Raw genomic sequence first — 17,515 nt, 5'->3', positions numbered from 1 at the left:
TCATGCCTGCCCGGTGCCGGGCGCGCGGAACGTCCGCCGCGCCGGCGTCGCCGCCCGACGTCAGTTCTTCGCTCCGTCGGCGATCCAGGTCATGAAGTCGCCTATCGCCCCAGCGGCGTTCGATATGCCCTCGAACGCTATCTGTACGTAGTCGGCGGCCTTGGCCGGATCCGTGATGATCACGTAGAGCACGAAGACCACGAGCACATAGATGGCGATCTTCTTCGAATTCACCGCCATGGCGGCCTCCCCTGTGACTTCCTGCGCCCGTCGGCCCCCTGCTGCCGGCGGTGAGTGTAACCTTCACGCCGCGCTTAAGGACCAACGGCCCGCTGGTAGAGGTCCTTTGCTGGGCCTGAGCGGCGCTCCCGCGGTCCAGGATGGAAGGGAGCCCCGGCAGGAACCGTCAGGAGTCCACGGGGCCCGGAGGGACCCCACTGCGGGGTTCTCGCCGCCCGACTTTCCCCCAAGACGGCGGCGTGGACTTGCGGGTCCTTCCGTGGGGGAAGAGGGCGCCCCCGATTGCGCCCCTTCCCCCTCCTTCGTGGGAGCGGAGAACCCTTCCGGGTACAGGGAAGCCCCGGCGGCCGAGCGGCGCTGGGGCTCCTTGGCGTCGCGGCCCGTACGGAGCCCCGGCCCCGGAACGCGCGAAGGGCCCCGTCTTTCGACGAGGCCCCTCAGCGGCCAGGTTCGCATTCGTGCACTCGCCCATCGCGCGGACCGCTGTGGACGGCGCTGGACGGGGCTGAACGAGACGGAAACCGAGACGGAAACCGAGACGGAAACCGAGACGGGGCAGGCCTCGAATCAAACGGTCGGACGTGTGGCTCGTCTCCGCATCCCGCCTCCACGGCTAGGAGTGCACGACGTAGTCTTCGCCGCCGTAGAGAGACTCGTAGTGGATCTCGATCCGGAGGCGTTGCAGAACCAGATCGCCGAAGTCGGAGTCCTGGTCGCGGTCGAAGGGGGCGAGCCGCAGCAGGAAAACGCTCTGCCCCGCCAGGATCACGGTTCCGCCGGGCAGTCCGTACTTCTGCACACCGTCTCGCGTCTGACCCAGGACGCGGTCGAAGACCGACCGGGTCCACGTTCCGATGTGCTCGCCATCGAGGTAGACCTGCGTGCGGGTGACGATGGCCGGTCCAAGTCCGGCATTGATCAGTTCGATCCCCGATTGGCGAGCCACGCCGTCCTTGATCTGTCGCTGCTGGAGAAGGGGACGCACCGAGTGCTTGTTGTGGATCACGTTCAGTCTCGACTGGACCATGGACACGTAGAGCGACCCCAACGCGATCAAGGTAGCTGCCGCAGCGGTCACCGATTCCGCACTCATCGCGCCCCCCAAGGTGTGCCGTCCTGGAAAGCGCCTTACCCGACTGCATGGCGCGTCACCCTGCTTCGAGGCATCTCACGCCTGGCATCTCAGTGCCAAAAGCCAGACGCTTCCAGTGCCGCGATCACGACTGCCGGGTCACCGTCGAAGGACTGGGACGGCAACGGAGACGGAGGGGACGCACGAAGGGCCCGGCTCATTGAGCCGGACCCTTCGATCTGCGGTAGCGGAGGGATTTGAACCCTCGGTGACTTGCGCCACACTCGCTTTCGAGGCGAGCTCCTTCGGCCGCTCGGACACGCTACCGAGGGAGACCCTACCCCAAGGTGGGCCGTGGTCTGAAATCCGTTTCGGCGGCCCGGTCAGCGGTCGCGGAAGAAGTCGGTCAGCAGTGCGGCGCAGGCGTCGGCGAGTACGCCCTCGATCACCTCGGGCCGGTGGTTGAGCCGCCGGTCGCGGACGACGTCCCAGACGGAGCCGGTCGCGCCCGCCTTCTCGTCGCGGGCGCCGTACACCACCCGTTCGACACGGGACTGGACGAGCGCGCCCGCGCACATCGTGCAGGGCTCCAGGGTGACGACGAGCGTGCACCCGGACAGCCGCCACTCGCCGAGCCTCGCCGCGGCCCGGCGCAGCGCGAGGACCTCGGCGTGCGCCGTCGGGTCGCCGGTCGCCTCGCGTTCGTTGTGCCCGGTCGCCAGCACGGTCGTACCGTCCGGGGACAGCACGACGGCACCCACGGGAACGTCCCCGCCCCGAACGGCCAGCCGTGCCTCGTCCAGAGCGAGCCGCATCGGGGCCCGCCACCGGTCACGTACGGGATCGGGCGGCGGGGGTACCTGACGCGGGGTGCTCACCCGGGGAACCTAGCGGAATCCCGCCGGGTCCGGCGGAAGGGGCCGGGGGCCGGGGCGCCGCCCCGCGGTCCCGCCGTCCCACCGCCGCGGAGACGGTGAGGGGCGGACGGCAGGCGAAGAACCGGCCCGGTGGATCGGGCCGGTTCGCCGGTGCGGGGGACGGGATCGCGGGCGCGGGGGACGGGCCCACCGTTTCCGGAGGTCCCGGGACACGTCCTAGCGGACGGTCTCCAGGACCTCTGCCGCTCCCAGGGCCTCGGCGATCGTGCCGAGCGCGTCGCCTTCGTCCAGGGCCAGCAGTTCCTTCTCGCTCACCCCGAGGTCCGCGAGGATGTAGCGGTCCCCGACGGGGCTGTGCGAGACGGCATCGCCGGACACGCTCCCCTGGTCCTCCTCGTCGTCCTCGGAGTCCCCTGGTTCACCGTCCTCCGTGCCGTCCAGATCGAGGGAGTCCAGGTCGGCGTCGTCGCCCGGATCCCGTCCTAGTAGTTCGTCCGTGAGCAGGATCTCGCCGTACGAACTGCGGGCGGCCGCGGCGGCGTCCGAGACGTAGATACGCGGATCCTCCTCGCCGTCCACGCGGACGACGCCGAACCACGCGTCCTCCTGCTCGATGAGCACGAGCACCGTGTCCTCGTCCGAGACTTCACGGGCCAGATCGGTCAGATCCGACAGGGTTTCCACATCGTCGAGCTCTGTATCGCTCGCTTCCCACCCGTCTTCGGTGCGCGCGAGCAGTGCGGCGAAGTACACCGTGACTCTCCCACTGGTCATAGGTGTGCCGGTTGGGGTTCCCCCCGGCGGAGGCTGTGGGCGAGGAGTGCTGCTGCTCCGAGTCCCGCCCACTCGGAATCGTGGCAGAAAGACAGCGTTCAGGGGACATCTTCGGCCTGCTGTGTCCGCCTCTTTTGATCGCTAACAGCGGATCGTACGCGGCTGCCCGCACCCTGTAGGCACCTCCCTGCCCGACACGTCGGCCACACGGCCCCCCGTCACACGGGTGCGGCCCGGCTTCCGGGCGGCCGGGCGGACGGTTCCGCCCCGGCGCGCCCCCGCCGTCGTGCGGGCGCGTTCCCTTGTCGCGGCGGGCGTGCCACCGGCGGCGGTGCGGCTTTCCCGAGGGCGTGGTGGCGGCTGTCGTGTGGTGGCGCGCCGCCGCATTCCTTCGTGGGCGTGTCGGCCGGGGCCGCGGCGGGCCCGGTTCGGACCTCTCCAGGGGTGGGCCGGCCGGCCCCTGCGGACGCGGCGCCGGTTCGGCACGGCGAGAGCTGTGGCGGGGGGCGCTCCGGCGGACCTGGAGGCTGCCGTCCGGCGGTGTGGCGCAGGGGGCGGGACCCTCCGGCGGGTGTGGCGTGCGACGGGCCGGGGGCGTCCGGACGGATGTGGCGTGCGAAGGGAGGGACGGGGCGGCAGGTTGACGCAGGGGCCGGGGGACGGGGGCCGTCCGGCCGTGTGGCGCGGGCCGGGGCCGGCCGTCCGAAGCCGGGCGTGTGAGTCGGCGGGCGTCCGTCACCAGCGGAAGGTGCGCATACGCATCGCGTGGCGCAGGCGGGCGGTCTTGGCGCGGCGGGGCTGGACCCGGTCGCGCAGCTCGCGCGCCTCGGCCAGGTCCCGCAGGAACTGGGCCCGCCGCCTCCTGCGTTCGGCGTCGGTCTCCAGCCGTTCGGACGACTCCTCTTGCTGGTTCCGCATTGGCACACCACCCCAGGTCCGTCCCTCCCACCTTCCCTCCGATGGATGGTTTGATGCCAGCGGACGGGTGATGCCGGGAGGCGGGCCTTGCCGGGCGGGTCAGTGGCGGGCGCCGTCGGCCCCGCTACTGTTGTGGACATGCGTCTTCACGTCGTCGACCACCCCCTGGTCGCCCATAAGCTCACCACCCTGCGCGACCAGCGCACCGACTCCGCGACCTTCCGGCGGCTGGCCGACGAGCTGGTCACCCTGCTCGCCTACGAGGCCACCCGCGACGTGCGCACGGAGCAGGTCGACATCGTGACGCCGGTCTCCCCGACCACGGGCGTCAAGCTCTCCTACCCGCGCCCGCTCGTCGTGCCGATCCTGCGCGCGGGCCTCGGCATGCTCAACGGCATGGTCCGGCTGCTGCCGACCGCCGAGGTGGGCTTCCTGGGCATGGTGCGCGACGAGGAGACGCTCCAGGCCTCCACGTACGCCACCCGGATGCCGGACGACCTCTCCGCCCGGCAGGTGTACGTCCTGGACCCGATGCTGGCCACCGGCGGCACGCTCGTCGCCGCGATCCAGGAGCTGATCAAGCGCGGCGCCGACGACGTCACCGCCGTGGTCCTCCTCGCCGCCCCCGAGGGCGTCGAGCTGATGGAGCGCGAGCTGGCGGGCACCCCGGTCACCGTGGTCACGGCCTCGGTCGACGAGCGCCTGAACGAGCACGGCTACATCGTTCCGGGCCTCGGCGACGCGGGTGACCGGATGTACGGGGCCGCCGAGTAACTCCGCGGCGCCGGGGGCGGCGCCCCACCGTGACCGGCGGTTCTTCCCGGACCGCGGCTACGGAGCCGGCGGCTCTCGTACGACCGCGGCTCCGGAGCCGGTGACTGTTCTCAGGCCCTGGTCCCGGAGAGCGGTCTCCGGGACCGGTCCCGGAGTCAGCAGTGCTTCTTCGAGGTGGCCGGCGCCGGCTCGGGCTGGGTCAGGACGGTCAGCGCCTTGTCGGCGTCCTCCTTCTTCGTCAGCGCCTTGAAGCCGGTGCCGATGATCAGGTCGACCGTCGTGGCCTGGGTGCGGCCGTCGGTCTTCAGCTGGGCACCGGAGAGCTGGGTGTTGAGGACGGGCAGCGCGGCCCGGTCGGCGGCCTTGGCGCCGAGCAGCAGTCCGGCGCCCGTGACCTTCTTGTCGTACGCGGCCGTCGCGTTGCCCACGTCGCCGATCTTGAAGCCGCGCTTCTTCAGCTCGTCCGCCGTCTGCTTGGCGAGACCGCTGCGGGGCGTCGCGTTGAGGACGTTCACGGTGATCTGGCCGGGTTTCGGCAGAGAGGCCGCGACGGCCGCGGCCGCCTTCGCCTCCGGCGTGACCTTGGAGGCGCAGTCCGCCTTGGTGTCCGCAGCCGTGGCCTTGCCGCCGCCCGTGTAGATGTCGATGAGCTGCAGCGACCCCCACCCGATCAACCCGAGAACGGTGACGGAGGTGATGCTCACGAACACGAACTTGCGACGCCCGCGGGGGCGTCGCATCCGCGGGTACTTGTCCCCCGTGATCCGATACTGGCCACCCATGCCAGGGGGAGTAAGCATGCTCATGGGCGCAGCGTAGTGCGCCGGGGCGCCAATGCCTACTAGATGATCATTGCCCGGCGTTCAGTTCAACCCATTGGGGTCAAGCCGTGGCCATTAGTCCAGTTCGAGAACGCGCGCGTGCAGCACCTGGCGCTGCTGGAGCGCGGCGCGGACGGCGCGGTGCAGGCCGTCCTCCAGGTACAGATCGCCCTGCCACTTGACGACGTGGGCGAAGAGGTCGCCGTAGAAGGTGGAGTCCTCGGCGAGGAGGGTCTCCAGGTCCAGCTGGCCCTTCGTCGTCACGAGCTGATCGAGGCGGACCGGGCGCGGCGCGACGTCCGCCCACTGCCGGGTGCTTTCCCGGCCGTGGTCGGGGTACGGCCGGCCGTTTCCGATGCGCTTGAAGATCACACGGAAAGCCTACCGGTCAAGACCTTCCGGGCGCAGCCATGGAGGCGGAGTGCGACGCTGGAAAAGATGTCGCAAATCCTTGCAAAACGGGAACAGGGGTCTGATATGAGTGACGGCGAGACCGTGTCGTCGGCTGCCACCGGGACCGCTCCCGAGCGGGCCGCCGGTGCCCCCGCGCTCCCGCGGGAGGCGCTGGAGATCGCGGCCGGTTACGCCTTCGCGGGTCCCGCCCTCGAACTCGGCGCGCTGCTCTGGGACGGGTCGTGCCTGCCCGACGCGCAGATCCGCGTCCCGCTGCCGATGCTCAACCGGCACGGCCTGGTGGCGGGCGCCACCGGCACCGGCAAGACCAAGACGCTCCAGCTCATCGCCGAGCAGCTCGCGGCGCAGGGGGTCCCCGTCTTCCTCGCCGACATCAAGGGTGACGTCTCCGGGATCTCGGCGCCGGGGGAACCCGGGACGAAGGTCCGGGAGCGTGCCCGGGAGGTCGGCCAGGAATGGACACCGGGCGGCTGTCCGGCGGAGTTCTACGCGCTCGGCGGTCTCGGCCACGGCATTCCCGTACGCGCCACGGTCACCGCCTTCGGACCGGTGCTGCTGTCGAAGGTGCTCCAGCTCAACCGGACCCAGGAGCAGTCGCTCGGCCTGATCTTCCACTACGCCGACCAGAAGGGCCTGGAACTGGTCGACCTCAAGGACCTGCGCGCGGTCGTCGCCTTTCTGACCTCGGACGAGGGCAAGCGGGAACTGAAGGCGATCGGCGGTCTCTCCACGGCCACGGCGGGTGTCATCCTGCGCTCGCTCACGGCCTTCGAGGCGCAGGGCATGAGCCCCTTCTTCGGGGAACCGGAGTTCGACACGAGCGAGCTGACGCGTCTGGCGCCGGACGGCCGGGGCGTGGTGTCGGTCCTCGAACTGCCCGCCGTGCAGGAGAAGCCACAGCTCTTCTCGACGTTCCTGATGTGGCTGCTCGCCGATCTCTTCCACGACCTCCCGGAGGTCGGCGACGCCGACAGGCCGAAGCTCGTCTTCTTCTTCGACGAGGCCCATCTGCTCTTCAGCGACGCGTCGAAGGCGTTCCTGGACTCGATCACGCAGACGGTCCGGCTCATTCGCTCGAAAGGAGTCGGCGTCTTCTTCGTGACGCAGACGCCGAAGGACGTCCCCGCGGATGTCCTCGCCCAGCTCGGCAACCGCGTCCAGCACGCGCTGCGCGCCTTCACACCGGACGACCAGAAGGCGCTGAAGGCCACAGTGAAGACGTTCCCCGACTCCCCGTACGACCTCGAAGAGGTCCTCATGGGCCTGGGCACCGGTGAAGCCGTGGTCACCGTGCTGAGCGAGAGGGGCGCTCCGACACCCGTCGCGGCGACCCGGCTGCGCGCGCCGCGCTCGCTGATGGGTCCGGTGGAGGCGGGCGCGCTGGACCGGGCGGTGCGGGAGTCGCCGCTGTACGGGCGGTACGCGCAGGCGGTGGACCGGGAGTCGGCGTACGAGAAGCTGACGGGGTCGCCTGACTCCGAGGCGCCCGCGTCTCCCCCGCCCTCATCGCGGCCGCGAGGAGGGACCGGAGCGGGGCGCGAGGCCGGGCACTCCGGCGGCCGGAGCCGGCCCGAGGAGGAGCCCTCCGTGGTCGAGCAGGTCGTCGGAAGCGGGCTGTTCAAGTCTCTGGCGCGGTCGGTGGGTACGCAGATCGGGCGGGAGATCACCCGGTCGGTCTTCGGAACGGCGCGCAAGCGGCGCTAGAGGGGCGCAGGAGGGGTTCGGTCGGCGGGCGGCCGTCCGGGGTGCGGGCTGCGGGCGCGAATCCGCTTTCCCGTCCCGGCCGGGGAGAACGCCGGGGAGAACTCCAGCCCCTCCGGCGTTCGAGGAGCGGGGTCCGGGGCGGAGCTCCAGGGGCGGGAGGGCAGGGGCGGCGAGGGCGAAAGACGGTTGGGGGGCGGGCACCCGTGCCGGGGACGGTGGGGGCGCCGGTTCCCCGGACCCGGGTTACTTGATGATCCCGCGCGCGGTGGCGGGTCACTTCGGCGCGGTCGTCGTGGCCACCCGGCTTCACCGGGTCCTCGTCCCGGACGTACGATCCCGAAGATTAAATTAGGTTAGCCTAACCTGACGCGACTGGGGATGGACCGTGAACGCCGAGATCTACCGTGACACCTGGGGCATCCCGCACCTGCGCGCCGGCAGCGCCCTGGAACTCGCCCACGCCCAGGGCCGGGTCACCGCCCGGGACCGCGCCTGGCAGCTCGAGGTCGACCGGCACCGCTCCCAGGGCACCTCGGCCGCGTTCCTCGGCGAGGAGTCCGCGGGCTGGGACCGTTTCGCCCGGCAGGCGCGGCTCGACGACACCGCGCGACGCTGCTTCGCGTCCCTGGAGGAACGCGACCCCGAGACCGCCGCGTGGGTCGTCGCGTACGTCGACGGAGTCAACGCGGGGCTGGCCGAAGGGGCCGCGAGAGCACCCGAGTTCGCGGCGAGCGGGCTCGTTCCGGGGCGCTGGGAGCCCTGGAGCCCGCTGGGCGTCTGGCTCGGTATCCACATCCTCTTCGCCGGTTTCCCCGCCAAGCTGTGGCGCGAGGAGGTCGTACGGCGGCTGGGCGCGGACGCGGTCGGCCTGTTCGCCATGGACGGGCCCGGCACGGCGGGGAGCAACGGATGGCTCGTGAGCGGCGAGCGCACCGCCACCGGGCAGGCGGTGATCGCCGGTGACCCGCACCGCTTCATCGAGGACCCCGGCGTCTACCAGCAGATCCGCCTCTCCTGCCCGGAGTTCGACGTCGTCGGCATCGCCGTCCCCGGTGTCCCGGGCATCGCCCACTTCGCCCACACCGGAACCGTCGCCTGGGCGATCACCAACGCGATGGCCGACTACCAGGACCTCTACCGGGAGCGGCTGCGACGCGTCGACGGCGGGGCCGTCGAGGCACTCGACCCCGACGGTGCCTGGCGGCCCGCGGCACGGCACACGGAGCGGGTGGAGGTGGCCGGCGGCGAACCCGTCGACGTCGAGGTGATCGAGACGGCGCGCGGGCCCGTGGTGATCGGGGGCGTCGGCGCCGAGGAGTCCATCAGCCTGCGCTACCCGCCCCGCGTGACGGCGGACCTCGGATTCGGCGCGCTCCTGCCGCTGCTGCGGGCCCGCCGGGTCGCCGACGTGGACCGGGCCTTCGACGCCTGGGCGGAGCCGGTGAACGTCGTGCAGGCCGCCGACACGGAGGGCGGGTTGCTGCACCGTGTCGCGGGCCGGGTCCCGGTGCGCGCCACGGCCAACCGCACCCGGGTGGTGCCCGCGTGGGAGGCCGGCCACGAGTGGACCGGCTGGCACGAGATGCCGTACGGCCCGGTCGAGGACGGACTCGCCGTGATGGCCAACCAGCGCGGCCCCGCGGCCCCGCTCGGCGTCGAGTTCGCGCCGCCGCACCGCGCCGACCGCATCCGCCGGCTGCTCGACACGGGCGAGGCGTTGTCGGCGGCGGACATGCCGGCCGTCCACATGGACACGCACCTCGCCTCCGCGGCCGCCCTGCTGGACCCGCTGGCCACGCTGGAACTCTCCGGCGCGGCGGCCGGCGTCCGGGACCGGCTCCTGCGCTGGAACCGGCACATGGACGCCGGCAGCGTCGCGGCCGCGACGTACGCGCGGGTGCGCGACGCGGTCGTACGACGGCTCGTGGCGCACCCGGCCCTCGCCGTCCTGGCCGAACCGCCCGCCCGCCCGGCCGTCTTCCTGCCCTGGCTCGCGCTCACCCCGCGCGTCGCCTTCGCCCTGGAGAACCTGCTGACGGCAGGGGAGCCGTACGGCATCGACCGCGACGCCGTGATCCGGGCGGCCGTCGAGGAAGCGGCCGTCGAGGAAGCGGTCGCCGGGCCCGCGCCCCGGACCTGGGGCGACACCCATCGCCTCGCCCCCTGGCGGGCGCTCCCCGGCACCGCGTACGACGAACCGGCCCTGTCCGGCGACAACGACTGCGTCCTGTCCACCTCGTCGCTCCCCGGACTGACCGACCTGAGCGCCCGCGGACCCGCCGCCCGCTACGTCTGGGACCTCGCCGACCGGGACGACAGCCTCTGGGTGGTTCCGTTCGGAGCCGACGGCGTCCCCGGCACGGCCCACCACCGCGATCAACTCCCCTTGTGGCTCAGGGGGGATCTCGTCCCGGTGACCACCGACTGGAACAAGCTGACCAAGGAGAGCGATGACGACTGAGACGTACGCAGGCACCCGCGAGGCCGTTCACGAGCAGCGCGTCGAGGGCTTCGGCACGGTCCGCGTGCTGCCCGTGGACCCGCGCGCCGACCTCGACGTGCTGCACGGCTGGGTCACCGAGGAGCGGGCCGCGTACTGGGGGATGACCGGGTTCTCGAAGCAGCAGGTGCTGGAGACCTATCTGCACCTCGACTCGCTCGACACCCACCACGCCTTCCTCACCGTCAAGGACGGCGTACCGGCCGCGCTGTTCCAGACCTACGAGCCCGAGGCCGACCGGGTCTCCGAGTGCTACGAGGTCCGGCCCGGCGACATCGGGGTCCACCTGCTCATCGGGCCTCCCGCACCCGGCGCCGGCGAGCGGCCGGGCTGGTCGTCCACGCTGCTGTCGGCGTTCCTGGCGTACGCGCTGACCGGCCTCGGCCGGGAGCGGGCCGTGGTCGAACCCGACGCCCGCAACGCCAAGGCGATCGAGCGGCTGACCCGGCAGGGCTTCGTGCCCGCCGGGGACATCGTGCTCCCCGGGATCGACCTGCCCGAGGTCCGTCTGCCCGAGAAGCACGCCCGGCTCGCCTTCCTGACGCGCGAGGTCTTCGAGAAGGGTCCGACGGCACCGAGGTGAGCCGGACGCGGCCCGTATCCGTACATGACCGAGACTCTGGACATGCGGATACGGAGACGGCGTGTGAACGAGAGCCGGCAGCGAGAACGGCGGATCGGCGTCAGGGCCCTGGCCCTGCTGGGCGGTGTCCTGGTCCTGGTGCTCTTCGGCGGTGTGAACGGAGCGTCCGCCCACGCGGCGCTGACGGGCACCGACCCGCAGGAGGGCAGCGTGCTGAAGTCGGCGCCCCGCCAGGTGACGCTGACGTTCAGTGAGTCGATCGGCCTGTTCGACGACTCCTTCCGCGTGCTCGACCCGGAGAACCGGCGCGTGCGCACCGGGGAACCGGAGCACGCGGACGGCCGTGCCGACACCGCCGGCGTCACCCTGCCGCGCGGCCTCGGCAACGGCACGTACACCGTTGCCTGGCGGGTCGTCTCCGCGGACAGCCACCCCGTCTCCGGCGCCTTCACGTTCTCCATCGGCAAGCCGTCCGCGACCCGCGCGCCGCTGCCGCCCACCGCCGGTGATCCCGCCTCCTCCGCCCTCTACGACATCGCCCGCCACGCCACGTACACGGGACTCGCCCTGTTGATCGGCGCGGTCACGTTCGTGCTCGTCTGCGGCTTCCCGGGGTCCGTACGGCGTCTCCTGGTGACCGGCTGGTGGATCCTGCTCGGCTCCACGCTGGCGCTCCTCCTGCTGCGCGGCCCCTACGAACGCGGCACCGGCCCGTCCGGGGTCTTCGACCCGGAGAGCCTCAGTGACACCCTGGCGGGCCGGCCCGGCATCGTGCTGGTGGCGCGGCTGGCGCTGCTCGCCGCCGTGGCCTTCGTGCCCCCGAGGGTGCCGGTACGGGGCCGGGGGGCCGGCCGTGGTGTCCTCGTGCTCGGTGCGCTGTTCTCCCTGGCCCTGGCGGTCACCTGGGCCGCCGCCGAGCACGCCTCCGCCGGGATCCAGGTCCCCGCGGCGATGGTCTCCTCCGTGCTGCACCTGCTCGCCATGGCGGTGTGGCTCGGGGGTCTGGCCGCCCTGCTGGCCGCGCTCCACCGTCCCGCCGAGCCGGTCCCCCCGGCCGTCGTCACCCGGTTCTCCCGGCTCGCCCTCACCTCGGTCGCGGTCCTCGCGGTCACCGGCGTCTACCAGTCCTGGCGCGGCCTCGGCTCCTGGGACGCCCTGACCTCGACCTCGTACGGCAGGCTCCTGGTCGTGAAGGTCGTCCTGGTGGCGCTGCTCCTGGCGGGAGCCGCGTTCTCACGGCGCTGGACGGCCCGGCTGGCGACGACGCGGGCCCCCGCCACCGTCCCGGCCGGCCGCGTCGCGGTCCCGGTGGCGGCAGGGGCGTCCGGGGGCGCCGTCTCCGGGGACGTACGCGAGGAGCCCGCGGACGGGGAGGACACGGACGGCCGGAAGGCCACGACGGGAGACGAGCCGGCGGCGGAGGTGCCCGAGGCCGGGGAAGCGGCCTCGGACGGGTCGGCGGGAGACGGAGCGAAGGACGGGCCCGGGAACACCGGGTATCACCGGGGCCTGCGCCGCTCGGTGCTCGCCGAGGTCACCGTCGGCATCCTGGTGCTGGTGATCACGACGATGCTGACCGGTACCCAGCCGGGCCGCGCCGCCACGGAGAGCGCCGACGCGGTCGCGGCCGTGCGCCGGGTGACCTCCAGGACGACCCTGGTGCCCTTCGACGTCGGCACCCCGGGCGGCCACGGCAAGGTCCAGATCGAGCTCACGCCCGGCCAGGTCGGCGAGAACTCCGTGCAGGTCGTGGTCTTCGGCCCCGACGGCGGCCTCGTGACCGTCCCCGAGGTGCGCCTGACCTTCACCCAGGAAGCACAGAAGGTCGGCCCGATCGACGCGGAGATCACCGACAAGGGCGGCTACTGGACCTCCGACGGCCTCACCCTCCCGCTCCCCGGCACCTGGACCATGAAGGTCACCGTCCGCACCAGCGACATCGACGAGATCACCGTCTCGAAGAAGGTGACGATCGACTGAGTCCGACGGGCGCGGGCCCGACGGGGCCGGACAACGTCGAAGGGCCCCGCTGCAAGCAGCGGGGCCCTTCGACGTTAGTGCCCGGTGAGGCACTGGCGGAGGATACGAGATTCGAACTCGTGAGGGGTTGCCCCCAACACGCTTTCCAAGCGTGCGCCCTAGGCCACTAGGCGAATCCTCCGGGGCAAACAATACAAGACGTTGAGGAGTGCTCGCGAACTCGTTCCCCGCCCCGGGGATCCTGTACTCTTTGCGGAGCCCCTCACGTGGCGCTATCTGACTGAACTCCCCCAGGGCCGGAAGGCAGCAAGGGTAGGTCGGCTCTGGCGGGTGCGTGGGGGGCGCTTGCGTTTCCGGGGCGGTCGCCCGGACGGCCGTCGAGCCGTGTGCGCCCGGGCCGGGGACCGGATGCCGCCGGGTCGCGCCCGGGATGCGCTCGGGGCGGTCCTTGATGTCAGCGGGCGCCTATAACCTCGTAGACGTGTCGTCTCTCGCGCTGTACCGCCGTTATCGCCCGGAGTCGTTCGCCGAGGTCATCGGGCAGGAGCATGTCACCGACCCGTTGTCGCAGGCGCTGCGGAACAACCGGGTCAATCACGCGTACCTGTTCAGCGGTCCGCGCGGGTGCGGCAAGACGACGAGCGCGCGCATCCTGGCCCGCTGTCTGAACTGCGAGCAGGGCCCCACCCCCACTCCGTGCGGTGTGTGCCAGTCCTGTCAGGACCTCGCCCGCAGCGGCCGGGGCTCGATCGACGTCATCGAGATCGACGCCGCTTCGCACGGTGGTGTGGACGACGCCCGTGACCTGCGGGAAAAGGCCTTCTTCGGGCCCGCGAGCAGCCGTTACAAGATCTACATCATCGACGAGGCCCACATGGTCACGCCGGCCGGCTTCAACGCGCTGCTGAAGGTCGTCGAGGAGCCCCCGGAGCACCTCAAGTTCATCTTCGCCACCACCGAGCCCGAGAAGGTCATCGGGACGATCCGCTCGCGGACCCACCACTACCCGTTCCGGCTGGTGCCGCCGGGCACCCTGCGCGAGTACCTGGGCGAGGTCTGCGCCCAGGAGGGGATTCCCGTCGCGGACGGCGTGCTGCCCCTCGTCGTACGGGCGGGGGCGGGGTCCGTGCGTGACTCCATGTCCGTGATGGACCAGCTGCTGGCGGGCGCCGCCGACGACGGTGTGACGTACACCATGGCGACCTCGCTGCTCGGGTACACGGACGCCTCCCTGCTGGACGCCGTCGTCGAGGCGTTCGCGTCCGGGGACGGCGCCGCCGCCTTCGAAGTCGTGGACACCGTCATCGAGGGCGGCAACGACCCGCGGCGGTTCGTCGCCGACCTGCTGGAGCGGCTGCGGGACCTGGTGATCCTGGCGGCCGTCCCGGACGCGGTGGAGAAGGGGCTCATCGACGCCCCGGTCGACGTGGTGGAGCGCATGCAGGCGCAGGCCGGGGTCTTCGGCGCCGCGGAGCTGAGCCGCGCCGCCGACCTCGTCAACGAAGGGCTGACGGAAATGCGCGGGGCCACCTCGCCGCGCCTCCAGCTCGAACTCATCTGCGCCCGCGTCCTGCTCCCCGCCGCCTACCGGGACGAGCGGTCCGTCATGGCCCGCCTCGACCGTATCGAGCGCGGGGTGAACTTCTCCGGCGGCGGAGCCGCTCCCGCCATGGGCTACGTGCCCGGACCCGAGGCGCACGGCGCGGTGCCCGTCCCGTCGGCCGGGCCCGCGGCTCCCCCGGTCTCCCCCGGGGGAGGCCTGGCGGCGGCCCGTGCCGCGGCCCGGGGGACGGGACCGGCCACAGGGCAGGGTGCAGGGCAAGGGGGCGGCGGGGAGAACGCCGGCGCCGTGCCTGTGGCGCCCGCCGCGTCCTTCACGGCCCCGGCACCGGCGTCCGCGCCCCCGGCGGCGCCTGTGGCGCCCGAGCAGCCCGCGGCCCCGGCCGCGGCCCCCACGGGGGCCGCGCCCGGCGCCTGGCCCACCGCCACGGCGGCCGGCAGCGGTCGGCGCCCCGGCGGCTGGCCCACGGCGACCCCGGCGGGCGGCGGCCGCCCTCCGGCCCAGTCGGCGCCGACGCCCTCCACCGCACCCGCCGGACCGCCCTCCGCCGCGCCGGGGGCGCCCCAGGCGGCCGCTCCGGCCGCGGGCGGTCTCGACCCCCGCATGCTGTGGCCGAACATCCTGGAGGCGGTGAAGAACCGCCGCCGGTTCACCTGGATCCTGCTCAGCCAGAACGCGCAGGTCACGGCCTTCGACGGCACGACCCTGCAGATCGGCTTCGTCAACGCGGGGGCCCGGGACAACTTCGCGAGCAGCGGCAGCGAGGAGGTGCTGCGGCAGGCTCTCGCGGAGCAGTTCAACGTGCAGTGGAAGGTCGAGGCGATCGTGGACGCCTCGGGCGGCTCGGCACCGCCGCCCGCACCGGCGGGCGGCGGGTTCGGCGGTGGTGGTGGCGGCTACGGCGGTGGCGGTGGGTACGGCGGAGCTCCGGCCGGCCAGCGGCCCGCGCCCCAGCAGCCGTCCGCCCCGGCCCCCGGGCCCGCGGCCCCGCAGTCCGGCCCGTCCGCCGGCCGTCCCCAGCCCCAGGGCATGTCGGCGCCCGCTCCGGCCCCGGCCTACGAGCCGCCGCCGGTCGCCCCGGAGGACGACACCCCCGAGGACGACGACCCCGACCTGGACGAGTCCGCCCTCTCGGGCCACGAACTGATCGTCCGCGAACTCGGCGCGACGGTGGTCGAGGAGTTCTCGAACGAGTGAGAGGCGGACGGCGCCCCGCCCGCCGCCCGCTTTTTGCGCGGTGCGCCACCGGCCGGTCCCCGGACGCCGCCCACCCCGTGCCCGGGGCGTCACCGGCGTCACCGGCCGGGCCTTGAACGCCGCCCGTCCCGTCCGCCCGGTGCGGCGGCGGCACCAGGCGGTTTCCGGGTCCGGGCGCCGTTCGCTCGACGCGGGGGATGCCATCGCCCGGCCCTGAACGAGGTCCGCCCGGTGCGGCGGGCGTTATTTGGTCGGGTCCGGGCGCCGTTCGTCCGGTGCCGTGAGACGTCGCCGCGCGGGCCCTGGACGTCGTCCGCCCGGCGCCGCGGGGCCGCACCGCGCCCGCCCGGAGAACCCGCCCCGCCCCATGCCGGGACGGCACTCCTCGGTGCGTCGGGACCCCGTTTCCTGGAGGATCGCACCAGGGCTGTGCCCCCGTCGCTTCGGAAGCCCCTACAAGGGCACCCGCGTGCGGCGGATAGGCTGACCCCGTGAAGGTCCTTGTCATCGGTGGTGGCGCCCGCGAACACGCCCTGTGCCGCTCCCTGTCCCTCGACCCCGACGTCACCGCCCTGTACTGCGCTCCCGGGAACGCCGGGATCGCGGAGGTGGCGGAACTGCACGCGGTCGACGCCCTCGACGGCGCGGCCGTGGCCGCGCTGGCCACACGGCTCGGCGCCGAACTGGTGGTCGTGGGCCCGGAGGCCCCGCTCGTCGCCGGTGTCGCCGACGCCGTGCGCGCGGCGGGCATCCCCTGCTTCGGCCCCTCCGGGGAGGCCGCGCAGCTGGAGGGCTCCAAGGCGTTCGCGAAGGACGTGATGGCGGGTGCCGGCGTCCCCACGGCACGCTCCTACGTCTGCGTGACGCCCGAGGAGGTCGAGGAGGCGCTCGACGCGTTCGGAGCGCCCTACGTCGTGAAGGACGACGGACTGGCGGCCGGCAAGGGCGTCGTCGTGACCGACGACCTCGAAGCGGCGCGGGCGCACGCCGACGCCTGCGACCGTGTCGTGATCGAGGAGTTCCTCGACGGTCCCGAGGTCTCCCTCTTCGCGATCACCGACGGCACGACCGTCGTCCCGCTCCAGCCCGCCCAGGACTTCAAGCGCGCCCTGGACGGCGACGAGGGCCCGAACACCGGCGGCATGGGCGCGTACTCGCCGCTGCCCTGGGCGGACCCGAAGCTCGTCGAGGAGGTCATGGAGACCGTCCTCCAGCCGACCGTCGACGAGATGCGCCGCCGCGGCACCCCGTTCTCCGGACTCCTGTACGCCGGTCTGGCGATCACCAGCCGTGGTGTGCGGGTCATCGAGTTCAACGCCCGCTTCGGCGACCCCGAGACCCAGGTGGTCCTCGCCCGGCTGCGGACCCCGCTCGCCGGTGTCCTGCTGGCGTCCGCGAACGGCACCCTCGCCGATCTGGAACCGCTGCGCTGGAGCGACCAGGCCGCGGTCACCGTGGTCGTGGCCTCGTACAACTACCCCGACACCCCGCGCACCGGCGACCCGGTCACCGGACTCGACGAGGTGGCCGCCGAGGACGCCCCGCACGCGTACGTCCTGCACGCCGGCACCCGGCACGAGGGCGGCGCGGTGGTGAGCGCGGGCGGCCGTGTGCTGTCCGTCACAGCGATCGGATCCGGCCTCACCGAGGCCCGCGAGCGCGCCTACACGGCTGTCGCCCGCATCGGTCTGGACGGTTCGCAGCACCGCACGGACATCGCGGCCAAGGCGGCCGCCGAGGCATAGCCCACGGTCCCCATAGCAGCACCGGGCCCCGGACTCCGTACGGAATCCGGGGCTTTGTCTTGTTGCGTCCAGGCCCTTCCACCTGCGGGTTTCTGTACGGAACCGGAAGCCCGTCCGGGGTCTGCCGTCATCCACCTTTCCCCAGAGCCATTCCATCGGGTGACCGATGCCGTATCCGGCTGACGAGGGCCGGGGCCCCAACTAGGGTGCGGCGAAGGCATTCCGGCACTTGGCCCACCGGCATTGCGATGTCGGCGGCGGGTGCCACAGTGGGGGAGTGACCAACGCCAGGGCATCCGTCGGCACCGGCAGCGACAGGGCCGGGGCCCGGCGGACAAGAGGGGGTGACGTCCG

14 protein-coding genes, 2 tRNA genes and 1 other RNA gene are annotated in these 17,515 nt (G+C 72.8%); 8 read left to right on the top strand and 9 right to left on the bottom strand.

Annotated elements, in window-relative coordinates:
- Positions 1–60: 60 nt before the first annotated feature.
- The 6 genes from ACFYW9_RS31265 to ACFYW9_RS31240 form a co-directional block, all read right to left on the bottom strand.
- Positions 61–240 carry a hypothetical protein gene (locus tag ACFYW9_RS31265; protein ID WP_103554760.1) on the bottom strand — a complete coding sequence of 60 codons (180 nt, stop codon included), beginning with the start codon at positions 238–240 and terminating at the stop codon, positions 61–63.
- 613 nt (positions 241–853) lie between these two features.
- Positions 854–1,333: a hypothetical protein gene (locus tag ACFYW9_RS31260; RefSeq protein WP_351875528.1), complete on the bottom strand. Its 480-nt coding sequence runs from the start codon at positions 1,331–1,333 to the stop codon at positions 854–856.
- Between the two features lie 221 nt (positions 1,334–1,554).
- Positions 1,555–1,639: transfer RNA gene (locus ACFYW9_RS31255), tRNA-Ser, on the bottom strand.
- A gap of 56 nt (positions 1,640–1,695) precedes the next feature.
- On the bottom strand, positions 1,696–2,127 hold the full coding sequence (tadA, locus tag ACFYW9_RS31250) for a tRNA adenosine(34) deaminase TadA (RefSeq protein WP_389157395.1): 432 nt from the start codon (positions 2,125–2,127) through the stop codon (positions 1,696–1,698).
- A gap of 279 nt (positions 2,128–2,406) precedes the next feature.
- Positions 2,407–2,943, bottom strand: coding sequence for a hypothetical protein (locus tag ACFYW9_RS31245; RefSeq protein ID WP_351875559.1), 537 nt, complete (start codon positions 2,941–2,943; stop codon positions 2,407–2,409).
- A 756-nt stretch (positions 2,944–3,699) separates the two neighbouring features.
- A complete protein-coding gene (locus tag ACFYW9_RS31240) occupies positions 3,700–3,882 on the bottom strand; it encodes a hypothetical protein (RefSeq protein WP_326786866.1) in 183 nt (60 codons plus the stop codon).
- Positions 3,883–4,020: 138 nt separating this feature from the next.
- On the opposite strand from ACFYW9_RS31240, the gene upp reads away from it, so the two are divergent.
- Complete coding sequence (upp, locus tag ACFYW9_RS31235) at positions 4,021–4,656, top strand: uracil phosphoribosyltransferase (protein ID WP_389157366.1); 636 nt, start codon at positions 4,021–4,023, stop codon at positions 4,654–4,656.
- 155 nt (positions 4,657–4,811) lie between these two features.
- On the opposite strand, the gene ACFYW9_RS31230 is transcribed toward upp, so the two are convergent.
- The gene (locus ACFYW9_RS31230; RefSeq protein ID WP_389157392.1) at positions 4,812–5,438 is read right to left on the bottom strand and encodes a LytR C-terminal domain-containing protein; all 627 of its coding nucleotides are present in this window, start codon (positions 5,436–5,438) and stop codon (positions 4,812–4,814) included.
- Positions 5,439–5,552: 114 nt separating this feature from the next.
- On the bottom strand, positions 5,553–5,849 hold the full coding sequence (locus ACFYW9_RS31225) for a type II toxin-antitoxin system VapB family antitoxin (protein WP_003999914.1): 297 nt from the start codon (positions 5,847–5,849) through the stop codon (positions 5,553–5,555).
- 105 nt (positions 5,850–5,954) lie between these two features.
- Between ACFYW9_RS31225 and ACFYW9_RS31220 the strand changes: the two genes are divergently transcribed.
- The 4 genes from ACFYW9_RS31220 (at position 5,955) to ACFYW9_RS31205 (ending at position 12,658) form a co-directional block, all read left to right on the top strand.
- Positions 5,955–7,595 (top strand): helicase HerA-like domain-containing protein, encoded by a 1,641-nt coding sequence (locus ACFYW9_RS31220; RefSeq protein WP_389157363.1) that lies wholly within the window; start codon positions 5,955–5,957, stop codon positions 7,593–7,595.
- 385 nt (positions 7,596–7,980) lie between these two features.
- On the top strand, positions 7,981–10,056 hold the full coding sequence (locus ACFYW9_RS31215; protein ID WP_389157360.1) for a penicillin acylase family protein: 2,076 nt from the start codon (positions 7,981–7,983) through the stop codon (positions 10,054–10,056).
- Complete coding sequence (locus ACFYW9_RS31210; protein WP_389157357.1) at positions 10,046–10,678, top strand: GNAT family N-acetyltransferase; 633 nt, start codon at positions 10,046–10,048, stop codon at positions 10,676–10,678. Before ACFYW9_RS31215 ends, ACFYW9_RS31210 begins: the two co-directional genes overlap by 11 nt.
- 63 nt (positions 10,679–10,741) lie before the next feature.
- On the top strand, positions 10,742–12,658 hold the full coding sequence (locus ACFYW9_RS31205) for a copper resistance protein CopC (RefSeq protein WP_389157353.1): 1,917 nt from the start codon (positions 10,742–10,744) through the stop codon (positions 12,656–12,658).
- A gap of 93 nt (positions 12,659–12,751) precedes the next feature.
- On the opposite strand, the gene ACFYW9_RS31200 is transcribed toward ACFYW9_RS31205, so the two are convergent.
- Positions 12,752–12,839, bottom strand: a tRNA-Ser gene (locus ACFYW9_RS31200).
- A 72-nt stretch (positions 12,840–12,911) separates the two neighbouring features.
- On the opposite strand from ACFYW9_RS31200, the gene ffs reads away from it, so the two are divergent.
- The 3 genes from ffs (at position 12,912) to purD (ending at position 17,161) form a co-directional block, all read left to right on the top strand.
- Positions 12,912–13,010: signal recognition particle sRNA small type (ffs, locus tag ACFYW9_RS31195), an RNA gene on the top strand.
- A gap of 129 nt (positions 13,011–13,139) precedes the next feature.
- A complete protein-coding gene (locus tag ACFYW9_RS31190; RefSeq protein ID WP_389157350.1) occupies positions 13,140–15,416 on the top strand; it encodes a DNA polymerase III subunit gamma and tau in 2,277 nt (758 codons plus the stop codon).
- 491 nt (positions 15,417–15,907) lie between these two features.
- Positions 15,908–17,161 carry a phosphoribosylamine--glycine ligase gene (gene purD, locus ACFYW9_RS31185; protein WP_389157347.1) on the top strand — a complete coding sequence of 418 codons (1,254 nt, stop codon included), beginning with the start codon at positions 15,908–15,910 and terminating at the stop codon, positions 17,159–17,161.
- Positions 17,162–17,515 lie beyond the last annotated feature (354 nt).

Source organism: Streptomyces sp. NPDC002698 (genome assembly GCF_042888945.1).
In the GTDB taxonomy this organism is placed as follows: Bacteria; Actinomycetota; Actinomycetes; order Streptomycetales; family Streptomycetaceae; genus Streptomyces.
This window is presented reverse-complemented; position numbering and strand designations above follow the sequence as displayed.